At 43.0% G+C, this 19,629-nt stretch carries 20 protein-coding genes; 19 read left to right on the top strand and 1 reads right to left on the bottom strand.

From position 1 onward, the window contains the following. Positions 1 to 63 precede the first annotated feature (63 nt). From atpG to J7E81_RS21465, 8 genes are all read left to right on the top strand, one after another. A complete protein-coding gene (gene atpG / locus J7E81_RS21430) occupies positions 64 to 921 on the top strand; it encodes an ATP synthase F1 subunit gamma (RefSeq protein WP_215045479.1) in 858 nt (285 codons plus the stop codon). A gap of 130 nt (positions 922 to 1,051) precedes the next feature. Then, positions 1,052 to 2,473 (top strand): F0F1 ATP synthase subunit beta, encoded by a 1,422-nt coding sequence (gene atpD, locus J7E81_RS21435; RefSeq protein WP_215045480.1) that lies wholly within the window; start codon positions 1,052 to 1,054, stop codon positions 2,471 to 2,473. A gap of 21 nt (positions 2,474 to 2,494) precedes the next feature. After that, complete coding sequence (locus J7E81_RS21440) at positions 2,495 to 2,902, top strand: F0F1 ATP synthase subunit epsilon (RefSeq protein ID WP_215045481.1); 408 nt, start codon at positions 2,495 to 2,497, stop codon at positions 2,900 to 2,902. Between the two features lie 416 nt (positions 2,903 to 3,318). Continuing rightward, positions 3,319 to 4,596 carry an ABC transporter substrate-binding protein gene (locus J7E81_RS21445; RefSeq protein WP_308162255.1) on the top strand — a complete coding sequence of 426 codons (1,278 nt, stop codon included), beginning with the start codon at positions 3,319 to 3,321 and terminating at the stop codon, positions 4,594 to 4,596. Positions 4,597 to 4,695: 99 nt separating this feature from the next. Beyond that, positions 4,696 to 5,571 (top strand): carbohydrate ABC transporter permease, encoded by an 876-nt coding sequence (locus J7E81_RS21450; RefSeq protein ID WP_215045483.1) that lies wholly within the window; start codon positions 4,696 to 4,698, stop codon positions 5,569 to 5,571. 2 nt (positions 5,572 to 5,573) lie between these two features. Continuing rightward, positions 5,574 to 6,488, top strand: coding sequence for a carbohydrate ABC transporter permease (locus tag J7E81_RS21455; RefSeq protein WP_215045484.1), 915 nt, complete (start codon positions 5,574 to 5,576; stop codon positions 6,486 to 6,488). Between the two features lie 154 nt (positions 6,489 to 6,642). Beyond that, positions 6,643 to 7,656: an SIS domain-containing protein gene (locus tag J7E81_RS21460; protein WP_215045485.1), complete on the top strand. Its 1,014-nt coding sequence runs from the start codon at positions 6,643 to 6,645 to the stop codon at positions 7,654 to 7,656. Between the two features lie 56 nt (positions 7,657 to 7,712). After that, complete coding sequence (locus J7E81_RS21465; protein WP_215045486.1) at positions 7,713 to 8,549, top strand: PfkB family carbohydrate kinase; 837 nt, start codon at positions 7,713 to 7,715, stop codon at positions 8,547 to 8,549. 485 nt (positions 8,550 to 9,034) lie between these two features. Here J7E81_RS21465 and J7E81_RS21470 read toward each other — a convergent pair whose 3' ends face one another. Then, positions 9,035 to 10,021, bottom strand: coding sequence for an SIS domain-containing protein (locus tag J7E81_RS21470; RefSeq protein ID WP_215045487.1), 987 nt, complete (start codon positions 10,019 to 10,021; stop codon positions 9,035 to 9,037). A 216-nt stretch (positions 10,022 to 10,237) separates the two neighbouring features. Between J7E81_RS21470 and J7E81_RS21475 the strand changes: the two genes are divergently transcribed. The 11 genes from J7E81_RS21475 to nuoK all read left to right on the top strand — a co-directional run bounded on the left by J7E81_RS21475 (position 10,238) and on the right by nuoK (position 19,622). Beyond that, a complete protein-coding gene (locus J7E81_RS21475) occupies positions 10,238 to 11,074 on the top strand; it encodes a sugar phosphate isomerase/epimerase family protein (protein WP_215045488.1) in 837 nt (278 codons plus the stop codon). 141 nt (positions 11,075 to 11,215) lie between these two features. Continuing rightward, positions 11,216 to 11,935 carry a GntR family transcriptional regulator gene (locus J7E81_RS21480; RefSeq protein WP_215045489.1) on the top strand — a complete coding sequence of 240 codons (720 nt, stop codon included), beginning with the start codon at positions 11,216 to 11,218 and terminating at the stop codon, positions 11,933 to 11,935. A gap of 40 nt (positions 11,936 to 11,975) precedes the next feature. Further along, positions 11,976 to 12,836 carry a YitT family protein gene (locus tag J7E81_RS21485; RefSeq protein WP_215045490.1) on the top strand — a complete coding sequence of 287 codons (861 nt, stop codon included), beginning with the start codon at positions 11,976 to 11,978 and terminating at the stop codon, positions 12,834 to 12,836. Positions 12,837 to 13,826: 990 nt separating this feature from the next. Next, entirely contained in the window at positions 13,827 to 14,198 is a 372-nt protein-coding gene (locus J7E81_RS21490; protein WP_215045491.1) for an NADH-quinone oxidoreductase subunit A, read from the top strand. Continuing rightward, positions 14,189 to 14,701, top strand: coding sequence for a NuoB/complex I 20 kDa subunit family protein (locus J7E81_RS21495; RefSeq protein ID WP_141561107.1), 513 nt, complete (start codon positions 14,189 to 14,191; stop codon positions 14,699 to 14,701). The genes J7E81_RS21490 and J7E81_RS21495 overlap by 10 nt, the downstream gene beginning before the upstream one ends. Before the next feature lie 3 nt (positions 14,702 to 14,704). After that, positions 14,705 to 16,159, top strand: coding sequence for an NADH-quinone oxidoreductase subunit C (locus J7E81_RS21500; protein ID WP_215045492.1), 1,455 nt, complete (start codon positions 14,705 to 14,707; stop codon positions 16,157 to 16,159). Positions 16,160 to 16,162: 3 nt separating this feature from the next. Continuing rightward, positions 16,163 to 17,263, top strand: coding sequence for an NADH-quinone oxidoreductase subunit D (locus J7E81_RS21505; RefSeq protein WP_215045493.1), 1,101 nt, complete (start codon positions 16,163 to 16,165; stop codon positions 17,261 to 17,263). Further along, positions 17,263 to 18,267, top strand: coding sequence for an NADH-quinone oxidoreductase subunit NuoH (nuoH, locus tag J7E81_RS21510; protein WP_215045494.1), 1,005 nt, complete (start codon positions 17,263 to 17,265; stop codon positions 18,265 to 18,267). Before J7E81_RS21505 ends, nuoH begins: the two co-directional genes overlap by 1 nt. A gap of 106 nt (positions 18,268 to 18,373) precedes the next feature. Further along, positions 18,374 to 18,793, top strand: coding sequence for an NADH-quinone oxidoreductase subunit NuoI (gene nuoI / locus J7E81_RS21515; RefSeq protein WP_098527792.1), 420 nt, complete (start codon positions 18,374 to 18,376; stop codon positions 18,791 to 18,793). Beyond that, positions 18,790 to 19,311, top strand: a complete 522-nt coding sequence (locus J7E81_RS21520; RefSeq protein ID WP_215045495.1) for an NADH-quinone oxidoreductase subunit J — start codon at positions 18,790 to 18,792, stop codon at positions 19,309 to 19,311. The genes nuoI and J7E81_RS21520 overlap by 4 nt, the downstream gene beginning before the upstream one ends. Then, positions 19,308 to 19,622, top strand: a complete 315-nt coding sequence (nuoK, locus tag J7E81_RS21525; protein ID WP_215045496.1) for an NADH-quinone oxidoreductase subunit NuoK — start codon at positions 19,308 to 19,310, stop codon at positions 19,620 to 19,622. The genes J7E81_RS21520 and nuoK overlap by 4 nt, the downstream gene beginning before the upstream one ends. Positions 19,623 to 19,629: the final 7 nt, after the last annotated feature.

Below are 19,629 nucleotides of genomic sequence, written 5' to 3' on the forward strand. Positions count from 1 at the left end.
AGGGCGTGCGGTCCGCCGCACGGCCTAAACCAGACATTCTTTGAAAAAGGGTGGTGAGAACCTATGGCTTCATTACGTGATATAAAACAGCGTATTACTTCAACAAAAAAGACGAGTCAAATCACAAAAGCGATGGAGATGACTTCGGCTGCTAAATGGAACCGCGGTGTTGTAAATGCGAAAGCATTTGTACCTTACATGGAGAAGATCCAGGAAGTAACAGCGTCGATTGCAATTGGCTCTAAAGGTGTGAATCACCCGATGCTAAAAGCTCGTCCAGTTAAAAAGACCGGTTATATTGTCATTACATCTGACCGTGGCCTTGCTGGTGCATTCAACAGTAACGTCATCCGCCGAGTGACCCAAACCATTCAAAGCCGTCACCAATCGAATGATGAGTTCGCGATTATTACGATTGGCCGTGTAGGCCGTGACTTTTTCGTAAAGCGCGGTATGAATGTAGCGCAGGAGATCGTCGGCGTATCTGATCAGCCAAACTTTAGTGATATTAAAGACCTAACTAGTTCAACGGTCGGTATGTTTGAAGATGGAACCTTTGATGAATTATATGTGTTTTACAACCATTATATAAGTGCGATTTCTCAAGAGGTTACGGAGAAGAAACTGCTTCCATTAACGGATTTAACAACTTCTTCAAAGCTCACTTCCTATGAATTTGAGCCATCTGCCGAAGAAATTTTGGAAGTTCTCCTGCCGCAATACGCAGAAAGCTTAATCTACGGCGCGCTGCTTGACAGTAAAGCAAGTGAACATGCCGCACGGATGACTGCGATGAGAAATGCTACCGATAATGCGAAAGAATTAATCAAAAACTATACATTGAGCTACAACCGTGCCCGCCAGGCATCGATTACCCAAGAAATTACTGAAATCGTTGGCGGTGCGGCTGCACTGGAATAGTAGGTTTCTGGCTGCTCGGCCTTGAATTTTTGAAAAAAGAACCCTTTTGGGGTCTCAGATATAAGAAGTCGTGGGAATAAGTCCATTATTCCCGGACTCTTTTTGAAAGAGTAAGATAGGAGGGAACATGATGAACAAAGGACGCGTTCTTCAGATTATGGGTCCGGTTGTTGACGTAAAGTTCGAAAGCGGTCAGCTTCCTGAAATCCATAACGCATTGAAAATTGTAAACACAACGCGTACTGAATCAGAAGTTGAGATCAACTTAACCCTTGAAGTAGCCCTTCATTTAGGTGATGATACAGTTCGTACAATTGCGATGTCTTCTACTGACGGTTTAACTCGTAATGCGGAAGTTGAAGATACTGGCAGACCAATTTCAGTACCAGTTGGCGACGTAACACTTGGCCGTGTATTCAACGTATTGGGAGATGCCATTGACCTTAAAGAAGATATTCCAGCAAGTGCCCGCCGTGATTCGATTCACCGCGAAGCTCCAACGTTTGAAAATCTTTCGACTGAGGTTGAAATTCTCGAAACTGGAATTAAGGTAGTAGACCTTCTTGCACCATATATCAAGGGTGGTAAAATCGGTCTATTCGGTGGTGCCGGTGTAGGTAAAACCGTTTTAATCCAGGAATTAATCAATAACATCGCCCAAGAGCACAGCGGTATTTCCGTATTTGCTGGTGTTGGTGAGCGTACTCGTGAAGGTAATGACCTTTATCATGAAATGACGGATTCAGGCGTTATCAAGCAAACGGCAATGGTATTTGGACAAATGAACGAGCCGCCAGGTGCACGTATGCGTGTAGCCTTGACTGGTTTAACAATGGCTGAATATTTCCGTGATGAACAAGGACAGGACGTTCTTTTCTTCATGGATAACATCTTCCGTTTCACACAAGCAGGTTCTGAGGTTTCCGCGCTACTTGGCCGTATGCCATCTGCGGTAGGTTACCAGCCAACGCTTGCAACCGAAATGGGTAAATTACAAGAGCGTATCACCTCAACTAACAAAGGTTCTGTTACATCAATCCAGGCGATTTACGTACCAGCCGATGACTATACTGACCCGGCTCCGGCGACGACTTTCGCACACTTGGATGCAACAACAAACCTAGAGCGTAAACTTTCTGAGATGGGTATCTACCCAGCGGTGGATCCGCTTGCGTCCACTTCTCGTGCATTGTCACCTGAAATTGTTGGCGAAGAGCACTATAATGTAGCACGCCAAGTTCAATCAACATTACAACGTTACCGTGAATTACAGGATATCATTGCAATCCTTGGTATGGATGAACTTTCTGATGATGATAAGTTAGTGGTACTTCGTGCACGTCGTGTACAATTCTTCTTATCACAAAACTTCCACGTAGCAGAACAGTTCACTGGACAGCCAGGTTCCTATGTTCCTGTTAAGGAAACGGTTAAAGGTTTCAAGGAAATCCTTGAAGGTAAGTATGACCATCTTCCAGAAGATGCGTTCCGTTTAGTTGGACGTATTGAAGAAGTGGTTGAGGCCGGAAAACGCTTGGGTGTAGAAGCTTAAAGTTTGCCAGGAGGGTAAAAAATGAAGACGGTAAAAGTCAGTGTTGTTACTCCCGATGGCCCGGTGTATGATTCTGAAGTAGAGATGGTAAGTACCAAGGCTAAGAGTGGTGAGCTGGGCATTTTGCCTGGTCACATTCCGTTGGTTGCTCCGCTTGCAATTAGTGCGGTTCGTTTGAAAAAGGGTGGGAAAACGGATTACGTCGCTGTTAGCGGTGGATTCCTAGAGGTCCGTCCTGATCAGGTGACTATTTTGGCGCAATCAGCTGAATTAGCCTCTGATATTGACGTGGAACGCGCTTTAAAAGCGAAGGAGCGTGCTGAGCAGCGCATGCATGAGCAGCGTGCTGAGCATACGGATTTCAGACGTGCTGAGCTTGCCTTGCAGCGTGCCATCAATCGCCTCGCCGTATCGGAAAAAAAATTATAGATAGATCGAAAAACCCTTCTGGTGTTTGTGCCAGGAGGGTTTTTTTTATTTTTATCGACCAAATGGTCAAGGAAAAAAATTATTAAATAAATAACTTTTTTGCTGTCAGAGAACTTGAACCTATGGTATTTTAGACAAATAAAGAAATATTCTACAATACCAATTTCGATAGTCGAAAAATAGTAACAAAAGAGTTTACCATTCTGCAATAAATTGTTTGAAAGTTTTAGCTATTTCGATATTGACGATAAACGTTATAACATGTAATAATATATTATAATACAACAGGTAATAAACACAGACAGGATAGGTCGAAGGAGGATGAACAAAAAGTTTATACAGTTTAGTTTAGTTCTTTGTGAAAGCGGTTTAAAAAGCCTTTTGCCATGAGAGTGAATTTACTGGGGGGAATGTATGTGAAACGTTGGTTTAGTTTAGCTATCAGTATTTTAATCGTTATGTCATTAATAATCGGTTGTTCCTCAAAAAGCACTACTTCAAAATCAAAAGATGGAAAGACTACGATCACCTTTTTTTACCGTTGGCCAAATGAGCCATACAAGTCCTATTTTAAGAGTGTTATTGCCGATTTTGAAAAACAAAACCCTAACATTAAAGTCGAAGAGGTAACCGCATTAAACGACGACTATAAGCAAAAAGCAAATGTTCTTCTGGGAAGCCAGAATCCACCTGATGTATTTTTTAGCTGGGCTGGAGAATATGGACAAAAGTTTATTAGAGATGGTGTGGCGTTAGATCTGACAAAATATTATCAAGAGGACACTAAGTGGTCTGACCAGTTAATCAGTTCACAAGTAGACTTCTTTAAGAAGGATGACAAGGTCTATGGAGTACCGCTTTTTACAGACAGCAAGCTGTTCTTCTACAACAAAGATCTATTTGATAAGTTGGGTCTGAAGGCTCCAACTACATGGGATGAGTTCATGAACGTATTGGCAACGATTAAAAAGAGTGGAACAACGCCAATCATCTTGGGAAATAAATCGCCTTGGGCTGCTGCTCACTATGTAACAGCTTTGAATCAGCGTTTAGTTCCTAAGGAAGTGCTGGACAAAGATCTTAGTTATCAGGGGGCTAAGTTTACCGACCCTGGATATGTAGAAGCTTTAAAGAAATTAAATGAATTAAGACCCTATTTTAATGACGATCCAAATGCAGTTGCACACGATGAAGCAAGAGGCCTATTCTTGGGCGGAAAAGCAGCCATCACATTCCTAGAAACACAGGAAATTACGTATATGAAAGATGCAACCTTTAAATGGGATACCTTTAAGGTACCAACGATTGACGGGGCAAAAGGGGATCAGGGTGGTTTAATCGGCGCACCTGAAGGCTTTATGGTTCACAGTAAATCTGCTCATCCGAAAGAAGCAATGGCGTTCTTGAAGTTTATGACGTCTAAGGCAAATGGCGAAAAGTTAATTAAAGATACTGGATTAGCCAGCACAGTGGTTGACGCAGTCAATGAGAATAGCGCGACGAAAGAAGAAGTTAAAGCAATGGATTTAATTAAGGAACAGAAAAATATGCTGATCTGGACGGATAGTGCGTTAGACAGCCGCATTTTCAAACCATATGGTGATGGAGTACAGACGATGCTTGGCGGCGGAATGAAGCCTGCCGATGTTATGAAGAGTGTTCAAGAAGCAGCAAAACAAGTGAATAACAAGTAGTAGGAACTGCAAATCTATCACAGGTGCCGGTTAAGAGAGACAACAACTCCCTTTTAACCGGCAAAATGCTCAATGACTTTGTTGTTTGGGGGGGTTAAGATGCGCGAGAAAAGAATGGTCCCAATTCTTTACATGGCACCTGCCTTAATTATGCTGGCCTTATTTGTATACTATCCATTAGTTCGAAATGTCGTAAATGGCTTTTATGAATGGAACCCATTTACATCAGATAGAAGCTTTGTTTTTCTAGATAATTATCTGCGGCTCTTTAAAGATCCTGTTTTTTACAAAGTGTTAAAAAACAATATGCTATACGCGGTGATCTCAGTGATTATGCAGGTTGGGCTTGGGTTAGTGATTGCAGCGGTACTGGAAGATAAGATTTTTAGGAGATTTTCTACCTTCTTCCGGACAACATTTTTCATCCCCGTTCTCATCTCGATGACGGTTATCGGAATCCTATTTAGTTTTATTTACAATCCCGAAGTAGGACTGCTCAACAGTTTCTTACGACTAATCGGACTAGGGAATTTGGCAGAGGGCTGGCTGGGCAACCCGAAAACAGCGATTTATGCAGTCATTTTTGTCTCTCAATGGCAAAGTATTGGCTATGCGGTCATGCTGTATGTCTTAGCCGTTCAGAAGGTTCCAGGAGAATTATATGAAGCGGCTACCATCGATGGGGCCGGGAAGATTCGTACATTCTTCAGCATTACGGTTCCACAAGTAAAAGAAATGACCTTTGTTCTATTAATCTATACTGTGACGGGCTCGTTCTTAGTTTTTAGTGAGGTATATGTATTAACGAGTGGTGGTCCGGGGAACTCATCACAGGTTTTTAGTACATATCTCTATCAAAAAGCGTTTATTGATAATGAACCAGGATTTGCTTCAGCAATCGCAAACGTGATTCTGGGTATCACGCTGATCTTTTATTTCGTGCAGAATAAATTCTTAAAAACAGGGGAGGAGTAGAAATGAAGCTGGTGGAATCACAGGGAGATTCAGTGAGTCATGAACCAAAAATTGAAAAGCTGGCCGCGCTTAACTTGAAATCTAGTAAACGCAAATCGGGCTTTTCAGTCGTGGTCGGATTGATCTTCCTCTTTTTACTCCTTTACTTTGCAGCCATTGCCTATCCCTTGTTCTGGATGGTCATCAACTCTTTTAAAACGACGGCTGCCATTTTTAACGACAGCTGGGGGCTTCCAAAAGAATGGCTGTTTTCGAATTATACGACGGCTTGGGAACAAGGGGTTTCCAGCTACTTCATGAACAGTTTGATCATCACTGGCGGGACCTGTTTGTTAACGGTCTTAGTAAGTGCTCTGTGTGCGTATGGTTTAACTCGTTTTCAAATCAAAGGTGGCAAGTTCCTGCTTTTGTTTGTTTCAGCGGGCCTGATGTTTTCTCCGCAAAGCAGTTTAATTCCGCTTTATGAGTTGGTTCAAAAACTGGGACTCTTTGATACGTACTGGGCATTGATTCTAACGTTTACGGCCTACCGAATTCCTTTAACCGTACTGTTAATCCGTTCCTTTTTCCTATCGATCCCGAAAGAGTTAGAGGAATCTGCTTACCTTGATGGGGCTAACAGCTTTAAGGTGTTTACAAAAATATTCTTGCCAATGAGCAGACCGATTTTGTTCACGGGTGTGATTTTAACTGCTTACTATGCGTGGAATGAGTTTTTGTTTTCGATTCTCTTTATTCAATCAGAAGACGTTAAACCGATTACCTCTGGACTGTTAGTGTTTAAAGGTGCCTTGAGCACGAACTGGGGAGTGTTAATGGCAGGTTTGGTTATTTCCGCCATTCCGCTGATTGTCATCTTCCTCATGATGCAAAAATACTTTGTCCGCGGCTTAGCCGAGGGAAGTGTGAAGGGATAATTTTTTTAAACTAGGTTCTGTTAACCGATATTGTTATTTATACTCTGTTGATTGGATCGGAAGGCGCCCCGGCCCCGCGGGTTTGCTGAGCGCCTGGAGAGGAAATCAACAGCCAAATTTAAGGCTTAAAAAATAATAATAGGGAGTGGACGCAATGTTGAATTTTAGCAGAGAAAAGTATTTAAAGGTGACAGGTGGAGCCATCGGGCTGAGAGAAGAAATTGAAAGAGTAGTAGACCAAGTCTATCAAAAAGGCTTTAAAAACCTATTCTTAATCGGATCCGGCGGAGCAGTCGCTACCTTCTATCCATTCGAATATATCGTGAACTCAACATCGACGATTCCAGCCTATGCAGAAATCGCCGCAGAATTTGTTCTACAAAATAATAAACAGTTAAGTGAAGAATCACTAGTGATTCTATCCTCTCTATCAGGAACGACAGAGGAGACGGTTGCTGCAGCAAAATACTGTAAAGAAAGAGGAGCAACGACGATTGGCATAACTGGTGAGTACAATAAGCCGCTTGCTGACACAGTAGACTTCCCATTAGTCAACTTTGCAGAAAATGATTTTGCCAGTGATTCGAATCAATTGGTGCTCTTCCACCTTATTTTTAAACTGATGCATAAAAATGGTGATTTCCCTGAATATGAAAGATTTGCCTCACAGCTTGAAATCCTTCCGGAAAAGTTAATCGAGGCAAAAGAAAAATTTGAGCCGAAAGCAGAAGCGTTTGCGATTGTTTATAAGGATGAGCCGTACCATATGGTGGTTGGATCAGGAACCACCTGGGGCCGGGCCTACTCTTATGCGATGTGTGTATTGGAGGAAATGCAGTGGATTAAAACGAAATCGATCCATGCAGCGGAATTCTTCCATGGCACAATAGAATTGGTGGAAGAAGATACAAGCATGATTCTGTTAAAAGGGGAAGATGAAACTCGCCCACTGATGAATCGTGTGGAGCGGTTTGCTGAGCAGTATACGAAGAAATTGACGGTGCTTGATACGAAAGACTATGCGCTAGAGGGGATTAGTCTGGAATTTAGAAAGTATTTATCACCAATTGTTACGTCGACTCTTTTGCAAAGACTTAGTGTTCACCTCGAGGATAAGCGGAATCACTCGTTAGAGATTCGCAGATATTACCGCACAGTTGCATATTAAAAAGTGTAAGGGAAAGAGGATATCTTTCCCTTCTTCACGAATGGGAGGGACAATTGATGAGATTAATAGCGGTTGGGGATAATGTAGTTGATTATTATGAAGATCGAGAAGAAATGTTTCCCGGCGGGAATGCTGTCAATGTGGCGGTCTTTTGGAAGCGTTACGGTGTAGAGGAAGTTTCCTATATTGGGATTGTCGGGAATGACGAAGAGGGCGATCATATTGTCAGCTCGTTAGCGGAGGAACAAATTGATGTTTCCCGGGTAAGGAAAGTGTTCGGAGCATCTGGTGAAGCGGTTGTTACGTTGGATGAGCAGGGCGACCGTAAGTTTGTCGGCTCGAATAAAGGCGGTGTCCAGACACAGGTGAAATTAAATTTTACTGAAACCGAACTAGCGTTTATCAGCACATTTTCGTTGCTGCATACCAGTGTCTATAGTTATTTGGAAAAAGAACTGCCGGTATTACAGAAGTATATTGATCTATCATTTGATTTTTCAACCAAATATGATGAAGAGTATTTAAAGCTTGTCTGCCCTTATATCAAATATGCCATTTTCTCGGGCGGCGACCTGACGCATGAGGAATGTGAAGCACTCATTGCACGTGTTCACCAGTTAGGCACACCGAATATTATTGTTACCCGGGGTTCGGCGGGATCGTTATTTTCAGATTCAAAACAGGTGTATCAACAAGGAATTGTCGAAACGGATGTAGTGGATACCCTTGGAGCGGGCGATACGTTTGTAGCGATCTTTTTAAAAGAGTACGTATCGCATGGCGATACACAGGTAGCGATGGAGAAGGGTGCTGCAGCGGCCGCGGAAACATGCCAGCGCTATGGTGCCTTCGGCCATGGAAAAAAGCGTGGGAAACGGATTACGATTGGCTAAGGTAAGGGGGACCTGTTCTTTGTGGAACAGGTTCTTCTTTATCATAGTTCCATTAAAAAATGCAAGTTGATGAGTTCATTGCCCTCAAAGGGAAAATGGGAGCTAGTTGGGTGAATGAAAAGTGGTTTCATTGCCCTCAAAGGGAAAAAAGGAGCTAGTTGGGTAAATGAAAGGTGGTTTCATTGCCTCAAAAGGGAAAATGGGAGCTAGTTGGGTAAATGAAAGGTGGTCTCATTGCCCTCTAAAAGAGAAAGTATAAGCTAGCACGGTAAATGAAAGGTGGTTTCAGTGCCCCAAAAGGAAAAATGGGAGCTGGATCGGTAAAAGGAAGGTAGTTTCATTGCCCCAAAAGAGAAAATGGGAGCTAGTTCGGGAAATGAAAGGTAGTTTCATTGCCTCAAAAGGGAAATTAGGAGCTAGCCCGGTTAATGAAAACATTTTAATAAAAAACTCCCTAAGTCTGTAACTTAGGGAGCGGTTGCATTTTAGTATTCCACTTTCCACATATATCTTCTTTTTGAAAGCGGGTGATTACGAGCATCAGCTAATTGTTCTGCATAGCGGCGAAGAACATAATTTAGGACAAGTGGCGCAATATAACCTTTTAACTCTTCGTCAATACCTTCTAGATCAAGCTCTTTTGCATCTAACACGACGAGTTTTTTACCATATTTTTTCGAGAAATCTAAGGCTCTTTCATCGAGTGGACGTGTTTCATCTAAGCCAAGCAGGATAATAAATGGTACTTCTTCATCAATGATTTCAAATGGACCATGGAAGTATTCACCTGCGTGAATGGCGTTAGAGTGGATCCACTGCATTTCTAATAGAATACAAGTCGTGTAGGAATAGGCGATTCCATAGTTGGCTCCGCTCGCCATCGTATAGATTACTTTTTCATCCTTATATGATTGACCAAATTGTGCGGCACGATCTGCAAATTGCTGGCCAGCTTTTTCAAAAGCTGCCTGCGTATTGGATAAGCTATTGACCATTTTGTCAAACTTATCGTTTCCTTCTAGGACGTTTAGAACACCCATCGTTAGTTGATATAGTAAGCCTAAGTTGGTATTGAAGGCAACGGATTCAGCGCCCCATTCGTATTTAACCACGAATTCACTTTCCTGTGCCAGCGGGGAGGTTGGTTCGTTTGTGAAACCAACTGTTAATGCTCCTTTTTGACGGGCAAATTCAGCTGCCTTTACGGTTTCTGGAGTGGTACCTGACATTGAGCACAAGATGACAAGAGAATTTTCGCCAAGTTTTCTAGGGTTGCGATGAATGAATTCATTGGAGCTGTATACATCAGAAGGAATGTTTTTTGCTTCTCGGTCCATGATATATTTGTTCGGATACATGATAGCAGAGGAACCGCCGCATGCAACAAAGTATACATGGTTAATTGTGCGCCCTTTCAAAGCATCTAACACATTTTTTACCTGTGGATCTACAACTACTTGTGAGTTTACCATTCATTTTTCCTCCTTAGGACTGTTTGGTCTGACATATAATAATACATTATATGATGTTATAGTATTATACATGATACAAATTGTCAATCTCTTTTGAAAATTAAATTTAATAATTTATCTCTAATTGACTTATAACATATTATAATGTTATATTAACTTTGTATATCTTAATTATTTTTAAAAATAATGACAAGATAATGTGAAGGGGATGGGGAAATGTCAAAGATCACGAGGGATCAAATTACGGGAATGAACTTCCATTATAAGCACTATCCTTTGGAATACTTTTTAGATGCAATGGTTCGATATGAATGCAAAAATATTGAATTATGGGGAGCATCCCCTCACTTTTATGTAGATGAACTAACACTTCAGGATATGAAAAATATAAAAAGAGAGATTGATAGAAGAAACTTATCGGTGGTCTGCTTTACACCGGAACAATGTGTGTATCCGATCAACCTTGCGGCCAAAGAGGATAATATTCGGGAGAGAAGTATCCAATATTTCATCAAATCAGCAGAGGCTGCAAAAGAATTAGAGGCCCCATTATTATTGGTTACGCCAGGCTGGGGCTATGAAAATGAAGAACGACACGAGGCATGGAAAAGAACGAGAGATTCGCTGGAAAAGTTATCAACGGTTGCCGGTGAACTGGGGTTAACCCTCGCGCTTGAACCTTTAACAAGGGTGGAATCTAATATCATTTACGATGCGAAGTCGTTAAAAGCGATGCTTGAGGAAGTAAATAGTCCCTTCCTTAAAGGAATGATTGATACGATTCCAATGGCTTTAGCGAATGAAGATTTTAATGATTATTTCAGCCTCCTTAAAGACGAGATTGTCCATATTCATTTCATTGACGGGAAACCGGAAGGCCACTTGGTGTGGGGAGACGGCGAGTTACCGCTGCAGAAATATATCGATCAGTTAAGTCAACATGGTTATCAGGGATCACTGACTTTAGAGTATACATCCTATCAATATGTGCAGAACCCGGATGAGGCGATGGAACGGACGTGGGACGTACTTTCAGGGGTGTTAGTCGATTGAAACAAATTGATAGCTGGAAATGATTTGTATATACTTGTAAGTATCAATAGAAAAATCAGCAGATGGAACTAAATGATCATAAGGAGGGGGGCTTTCCTCCCTATTTAGTTTACGAATAAGAAAATTAGGCAGGTGATTGTTATGTTAAAACAGGATGACCAGATTCCTTTATATATTCAATTAAAGGAATCACTCCTCAGCTCCATTTTGAATGGGGATTTAAAGTACGGGGATAAAATCCCAACGGAAGCCGAATTAAGTGAAGAATATAAAATCAGCAGGATTACCGTAAGAAAGGCCATTCTTGAGCTGGTTGAAGATGGGTTCCTGGTGAAGCGCCAGGGTAAAGGGACGTTTGTTAACAAACGGAAAATTGAACGAAAAATTGTTCACTTTTTAAGTTTTAGCGATGCTTGTAAGGCGAATGGCCTGACGGCAAGTAGTAAGGTGATTAAAAAGGAAATTGTGCAGCCAGCGGCAAAGGATAAAGAGCTGCTGCAGCTTGAAGAGGGGGATGCCCTGTTATTTATTCAGCGGGTCCGCTATGCTGGCGATTCGCCGATTATGATTGAAAACAATTATTACTCCTATAAAAAGTTCCATATTTTACTGAATGAGGATTTAGAGGGTTCTGTCTATAAAGTAATCGAAGAAAAGCTCAATATTAAGCCGCGTGGTTCTTGGGAGACGACGTTGGAGATTGTCCGGGCATCCGAGGATGAAGTGCAATTACTCAATACTTCAAGCGGTGAGCCTCTATTTTATATGGAAACGACCGTTTATGATGAGAATGATGAACCGGTCCATCGCGGAAAACAGTATATTTTAGGGGATAGCTATAAATTCATCTTCCAGCAATAGTTTAAAAAGAAGTTGGGAATTTGATATGGGGAAGTAGAGCGTGATGAGGAAAACGATCCAAGATTGTTTATACATTTTGCTGGGTTCGCTTATTTATTCAATTGGGATTAACTATTTTACCATTCCTAACCTGTTATCAGAAGGCGGGATTATCGGCTTGACGATCATCTTTCACTATGTATTTCACTGGTCTCTTGGGATTGTAAATTTTGTTCTCAATACGGTGCTCGTTTTGGTCGGAATGAGGTTTTTAGAGAAAAGAGCTATTATTTATACGTTATTTTCCATTTTTTCATGTTCGTTGTTTTTATTTATTACCGAGGAAACGGGAAAACAGCTTACCAATGACACGTTATTAGCGGCCATCTTTGCCGGTTTATTGGTGGGCGGCGGCATAGGGATTATTTTTCGTGCAGGGGGAACCTCGGGCGGGACGACGATTTTAGCGAGGCTGGCCAACCAGTTTTTGGGCTGGAGTATGGGGAAGGGGATTTTGGCGATTGATCTGATCGTAGTGGCGGGTTCGGTGTTTATCATAGGGCTCGGCAAAGCGATGTATACGTTGATTGCTGTTTACTTAGGCGCTAAGGCGATTGATTTTATTGTGGAAGGTCTAGAAGAAAAGGTAGCTGTCCTGATTATTTCGAATTCATCTGAATTGGTATTGGATGCGATTACAAATAAGTTATCGCGAGGAATTACTGTTTTAGAGGGACGCGGCGGTTATACCGGTGATAATAAGGATGTGCTGTATATTGTGATTAATAGGCAGGAAATTGTTGAGTTGAAGAATTTGATTTATGCAGTGGATGAGCATGCTTATGTGACTGTTCATCTTGTTCAGGAGATGATTGGTAAGGGGTATAAGGTTGGTAAGACTAAGGTGGCGAAAGGTGTATAGGGTGTTGGGGGGAGAGCGTTTTTTTGGGGACGCTCTTTCTTGCTGTAAAAATAAGTTGTTATGAGGACAGAAGCCGGATGGAAGTTCTCATCTTTGTCTCATGATGTCGCCATGAGTGCGGAAACTAGGCGGGATCTCACTTTTTTGTTCCCGTGAGTTGCTATTAGAGGGTAAAGGCAGGTATTTGTTGGGCCAGTCTTGCGACTGGCTTTTGTGTTAAAAGACATTAAAATCTGATAGATGAACTGTTAGTAAATTTCATTTGGTAGTGATAAAGTCTCAGTTTTTTCGGCCGATGGAATGAAGGGCTGAATTTTGCATATGATGATAGGGGAAATGGATATGCAGTTGGGCTGTCCGTAATTGGTTGATATTCTAGTAATATAACAAGTTGGTGTGGTTTTTTGTCGTAAGAGAGTGATTATTGTTTAATTTTTAGAAATAGGGAAGAAAAGTGAATATTTGATGACAAATCTCACAGACAATATCGACAAAATTATTGTTAAATAGTGGATAAAGGGCGAAGGAATTAGCAAACGGTTTGGGTTCTTGCGAACCCTGTGTTATGCACGTCATCTTCCGCTAACGCTCCAGATCACGTGCACCTAAAGCCGCTCTTAGGATTAGTTCTTGCGGGTTCGCTCTTGCGTCATCTCTGATGTTTTTCAGGGAGCTTCTCTGCGAGATCACGCAAACGCTCAGGGGGAGGGGACCCGTGCCGTAAGACAAGTTTAGGGTGAAAATTGTATTTCTATCGCCATGTGCTGTCGCACATTGCGCTTCCGCTGTCGCTCCAGCTTGCGAAATTTCCCATTTTTAGCCTCTTTTGAGAGCGAGCTCTCACGAGGCTAAAAATGGGAAATTGTCGCGGCGATAGAAATCCAATTTTTTATAAAGTTGGCTTGTCGACATGGGTTTGTAACAATGCTATAATGAATTCGGTTACATGTTTAATTAATATGAAAATTTACAACATTGGAGGGGATAGACATGGAACTTAATGTATATCAGAATAATTATCTGATAGTTTTTGTGTTCCTATGTCTTGGTGTGCTGCTGCCTGTGGTGGCGTTATATTTTGGGAAACTTCTGCGTCCGAATAATCCGAGCGATGAGAAGAATACCACATATGAAAGCGGTATTGAGCCATTTCACGATTCTCGTGTGCAGTTCAATGTCCGCTATTATATTTTTGCCCTGATGTTTGTTATTTTTGATGTAGAAACTGTGTTTTTATATCCATGGGCGGTGGCTTATGATAAGCTGGGGATTTTCGCACTCGTTGAGATGCTGATTTTTGTGGCGATGCTTTTACTTGGTCTTGTGTATGCTTGGAAGAAGAAGGTGTTACAATGGATTTAAGACTAGAAGATTTCACACCGGATGAAATAAGAGAATTAGAACGAAATGTATTTTTTGCCACGCTGGAGCAAATTAAGGCATGGGCACGAAGTAATTCTTTGTGGCCGATGACATTTGGTCTGGCTTGTTGTGCGATTGAGATGATGGGTACAGGGGGAGCGAACTATGACCTTGACCGGTTTGGGACGATTTTCCGTACGTCGCCAAGGCAATCGGATTGTATGATTGTTTCTGGTACGGTGACGAAAAAAATGGCACCGATTTTACGCCGTTTATATGACCAAATGCCGGAGCCAAAATGGGTGATTGCGATGGGGTCATGTGCGACTGCAGGCGGTCCGTATGTAAAATCGTATTCCGTGGTTAAAGGAGTCGATCAGATTGTTCCGGTGGATGTCTATATCCCAGGATGCCCGCCAAACCCTGCCGCTTTAATATACGGAATCAATAAGTTAAAGGATAAAATTCGTTACGAAGCGAAGACTGGGAAGAAGGTGATCTAACCGATGAGCGGGGAGAAGGATCTCGAACAATTAAAGAAAGAGGCGGCCGCAAAGGCAAAGGCTGAGGCTTTAGCAAGGCGTCAGGCGAAAGAGGCTGGCGGATCGGCACCGACACCACCACCGGCACCGACACCTCTAACACCGGAGGAGGCGCCAGGATCAGCTGCAGGTGCTGAAGACTCAAGTGACCTCGCGAAGAAAAAGGCAGCCGCGGCGGCAAAAGCAAAAGCGGCAGCGTTAGCAAAGAAGAAACGTGAAGGAATCATAGAAGAAGAAGCCCCTCCAGCTCAAACGGCGGAACCTGCTTCTAGTAGTGATACAGATGATCTTGCTAAGAAAAAAGCAGCATCAGCGGCCAAAGCAAAAGCGGCGGCGTTAGCGAAGAAGAAACGCGAAGGGATCACGGAAGAAGAGGCGCCGGTGGAGGAAACACCACCGCAGGTCGTGGAAACTGCTTCAGCAAATGACGCCGATGACCTCGCGAAGAAAAAGGCGGCCGCAGTGGCGAAGGCAAAAGCGGCGGCGGCAGCAAAACGCAAAGCGATGGAACAAGCCGGCGGAGCGGCTTCAGCTGATGAAACAGCATCCGAGCAAGCAGACGATACCGATGACCTTGCGAAGAAAAAGGCGGCCGCAGTGGCGAAAGCAAAAGCGGCGGCGGCAGCAAAACGCAAAGCGATGGAATCTGCGGGCGGTGACGCTTCGGCAACGGATGATGCACCTGGGGATGATGCTAAAGCGAAGGCAGCAGCAGCGGCCAAAGCAAAAGCCGCCGCGGCAGCGAAAGCCAAGGCAGCGGCATCCGCAAAGGCGAAGGCAGCTGGAACCGATGCAGCAGATGCAGGCGGCGATGATGAAAAAGCAAAAGCAATTGCGGCAGCCAAAGCGAAGGCCAAAGCAGCAGCAGCAGCGAAAGCAAAAGCGGCAGCAGGCGGGAAAACTGGTGCAGCGGCGGAACCGGCAGCTGAAGTGAAGCCATCTGTCAATCAGCCATACTTAGATAAGTATGTAAAAGTGATTGCGGAGCACTTAGGGCCAGATGTTTTAGAAGATTCTTATATTAATAAACTATCCAAAGATGTTCCGACACTTGTGGCGAAGCATGATACATATTTCAAAGTAGCTCAATTTTTAAAATATAATGAGCTGCTTGGGTTTGATTATCTGTCAGAGCTGCATGGAACAGATTTTGAAACACATATGGAAGTCTATGTTCACTTATACTCATACAAAAACCGGCAATCGGTGGCATTAAAAGTGAAGATTGACCGAGATGAACCAACAATCGAATCCTTGCAGCCACTCTGGGCCGGAGCGAACTGGCCTGAATGTGAAGCATACGATTTACTTGGAATTAACTTTAAAGGACATCCCGATTTACATCGGATCATGCTTGGAGAAGATTGGGTTGGCCATCCACTGCGTAAAGACTATGAACAGTATGATGTGGAGGTGTAACCATTGATCAGAACAGAAGAAATGCTGCTAAATGTTGGTCCCCAGCACCCAAGTACGCACGGAGTATTCCGGCTTGTGGTTAAAATTGATGGGGAAATCATAACAGAGGCAAAGCCTGTCATCGGTTATTTACACCGTGGAACGGAAAAATTAGCCGAGAACCTGCAATATACACAGATTATTCCCTATACAGACCGGATGGACTACCTATCGGCGATGACCAATAATTACGTCATCTGTCATGCGGTTGAAACGATGATGGGAATCCAGGTGCCTGACCGTGCGGAATACCTGCGCGTTCTTGCCATGGAGTTAGGACGGATTGCCAGTCACCTGGTGGCTTGGGGAACGTATGTCCTTGACCTTGGGGCGACTAGTCCATTTATTTACGCTTTCCGTGATCGTGAAATGATTATCAATATGTTGAACGAGTTATCAGGTGCCCGTTTGACCTTCAACTATATGCGGGTCGGCGGTGTGAAATGGGATGCTCCTGAGGGCTGGATTGAAACGGTCAGAAATTTTGTTCCCTATATGCGCGAGCAGCTGAAAGGTTATCACGACCTTGTTTCGGGAAATGAAATCTTTTTAGACCGGGTAAAAGGGGTTGGCAAATATACGAAAGAAGAAGCCATTCAATACTCACTCAGCGGACCGAATCTTCGCAGTACAGGGGTAAAATGGGATCTTCGGAAAGATGAGCCATATTCGATTTATGATCGCTTTGACTTTGATGTTCCAACATCAGAGGATGGGGACTGCCTAGCGCGCTACCACTTACGGCTTGAGGAGATTACGGAATCACTGAAAATCGTTGAGCAGGCTGTCGAGCAATTCCCAGCTGAAGGCGACATTCTTGCCAAAGTTCCGAAAATCATTAAAGTACCAAAAGGGGAAGGGTTTGTGCGAATTGAATCACCCCGCGGGGAGATTGGCTGCTATATTTACAGTGACGGGAAGAAGGAACCGTACCGCTTAAAGTTTAGGAGACCATCATTCTATAATCTACAAATTCTTCCGAAATTACTTGTAGGCGAAAATATTGCAAACTTGATAGCCATTTTAGGAGCAGTGGATATTGTCCTTGGGGAGGTTGACGGCTAATGATTCAAGATTTGCTCCAATCAAGCCCTGGCTGGGCAAACTTTGGAATTTTCTTTTTACTCGGTGTCATCTTGCTTTTGGTCGTTTTAGGTTTCGTTACCTACGGAATCTTAGCCGAGCGAAAAGTAATGGGATATATGCAATTGCGTCACGGCCCAAACCAACTTGGCGGCCGCTTTGGACTGTTGCAAACTGTTGCGGACGTATTAAAGCTTTTATTAAAAGAAGATGTCATCCCGAAAGCAGCAGATCGGCCATTATTTATTTTGGCGCCGATTATTGCCTTTGCTCCATCATTCATGGTGCTGGCGACGTTACCGTTTACTGACAAGTTTCAATTTGCCGATATCGGTGTCGGCTTGCTTTATTACATTGCCATTTCGGGATTAACGGTTTTTGGGATGCTGCTCGGCGGCTGGGCCTCGAATAACAAATACGCCCTTTTGGGTGGGATGCGTGCGGCGGCACAAATGATTTCGTATGAAATTCCGCTCGTCATGTCGGTGTTAGGGGTTATCCTGCTAGCAGGTAGTTTAAATTTAAATGATATCGTCCTGCAGCAAAAACATGGCTGGTTTATTCTATTGCAGCCAATTGGCTTTATAGTGTTCTTTATCGCTTCGATTGCGGAATTAAACCGGACACCGTTTGACTTGCCAGAGTCAGAAAACGAACTGGTTGCCGGCTACTTCGTTGAATACGCAGGATTCCGCTGGGCGTTTTTCATGCTTTCAGAGTATGTCTATGTATTTGGGATGTCGACACTGATTACGGTCATCTTCCTAGGCGGCTGGCTGGCGCCATTTGCATTCCTTAGCTTCATTCCTGGAGCAGTATGGTTTGCACTTAAATTCTGTTTAGTAGTCTTCATGTATTTCTGGATTCGGAGTACGCTGCCGCGTTTCCGTGTCGATAGATTGATGGAATTCGGCTGGAAAGTCCTACTGCCAATCGCATTAGCAAACATTTTCCTCACCGCCGTCATCAAATCACTATTTTTCTAATTACATTTGGTGCCTGACACCAATATCAGCAACAACACTGTGATAGCAGTAAAAATGGTGCCTGACACCAATAACAATATTTAAACTGTCAAAAGGGGTGAAAAACGTGCTTGGAGTATTTAAAGGCTTGAAATATACCCTTAAACAATTATCGCGCGAGAAGGTTACGTACGATTATCCAAATGAGCCACTTCCGCTGCCGGACCGCTTTCGCGGCATCCAAAAGTTTTATCCGGAAAAGTGTATTGTTTGCAATCAGTGCATGAATATCTGCCCGACAGAATGTATTAACTTAACGGGTAAGAAGCATCCGGACCCTACAAAAAAGGGAAAGATCATCGACACATATGATATTAACTTCGAAATCTGTATTCTATGTGACCTGTGTACCGAGGTTTGTCCGACGGAAGCAATCGTCATGACGAATAACTTCGAGCTCGCTGCATACAGCCGTGACATGTTATTTAAAAATCTGGAATGGCTGGATGAAAACGACGAAAACGTACGGCAGGTGAATAAACCATGACATTCTCAGGTGAATTCCTCGCATTTATGGGACTCGCACTCGTTGCCATTATCGGCGGGGTGCTGCTGTTAAACCTGAATAAGGTAATCCATATGGTTGTCGCTCTTATTTTCACATTCGTAGCGATTGCGGGGATTTATGTACTGCTTTCTGCAGAATTTATCGCGGCAGTGCAAATCTTAATTTATTCAGGGGCGATCACGATCATTATGCTTTTCGGCATCATGTTAACGAAGCATAATGATGACAGTGAACCGAAAACAGGCAGATTACGCAAGTTCCTCCTGTTCCTTGGCGTGGTCGGCTTTGCCTTTGCAGTTTACATTGGCATCTACAATTTCAATATTGAACAGGTTCCGACCAAGCTCCATGAAAATAACACCTTACAGATTGGGCAGGCGCTCTACTCAAAATATATTATTCCGTTTGAGTTAACATCTGTATTGCTTTTAGTAGCTCTAGTCGGCTCGATTGTCTTAGCGAAAAATGATAAGAAGAAGGAGGCGGATGAGGAATGAGTTCAGTTCCCGCTTCAGCCTTCCTGGCATTGGCACTCATTTTATTTTGCATCGGCTTATACGGTGCGTTGACAAAGAAAAATACCGTAATCATTCTGATCTCAATTGAACTCATGCTGAATGCTGTTAATATTAATCTGGTAACCTTCAGTAAATATGGCATGGCACCGTCAATTACCGGACAAATCTTCGCCTTGTTTGCCATCAGTGTGGCAGCAGCAGAGGCAGCAGTAGGTCTGGCAATTCTTATTGCCCTTTATCGCAATAAAAAGACGGTCAGCATTGATGAAATGGACACAATGAAAAACTAAAATGATT

The organism is Bacillus sp. ISL-18, from assembly GCF_018613415.1.
Lineage (GTDB): Bacteria > Bacillota > Bacilli > Bacillales > Cytobacillaceae > Neobacillus.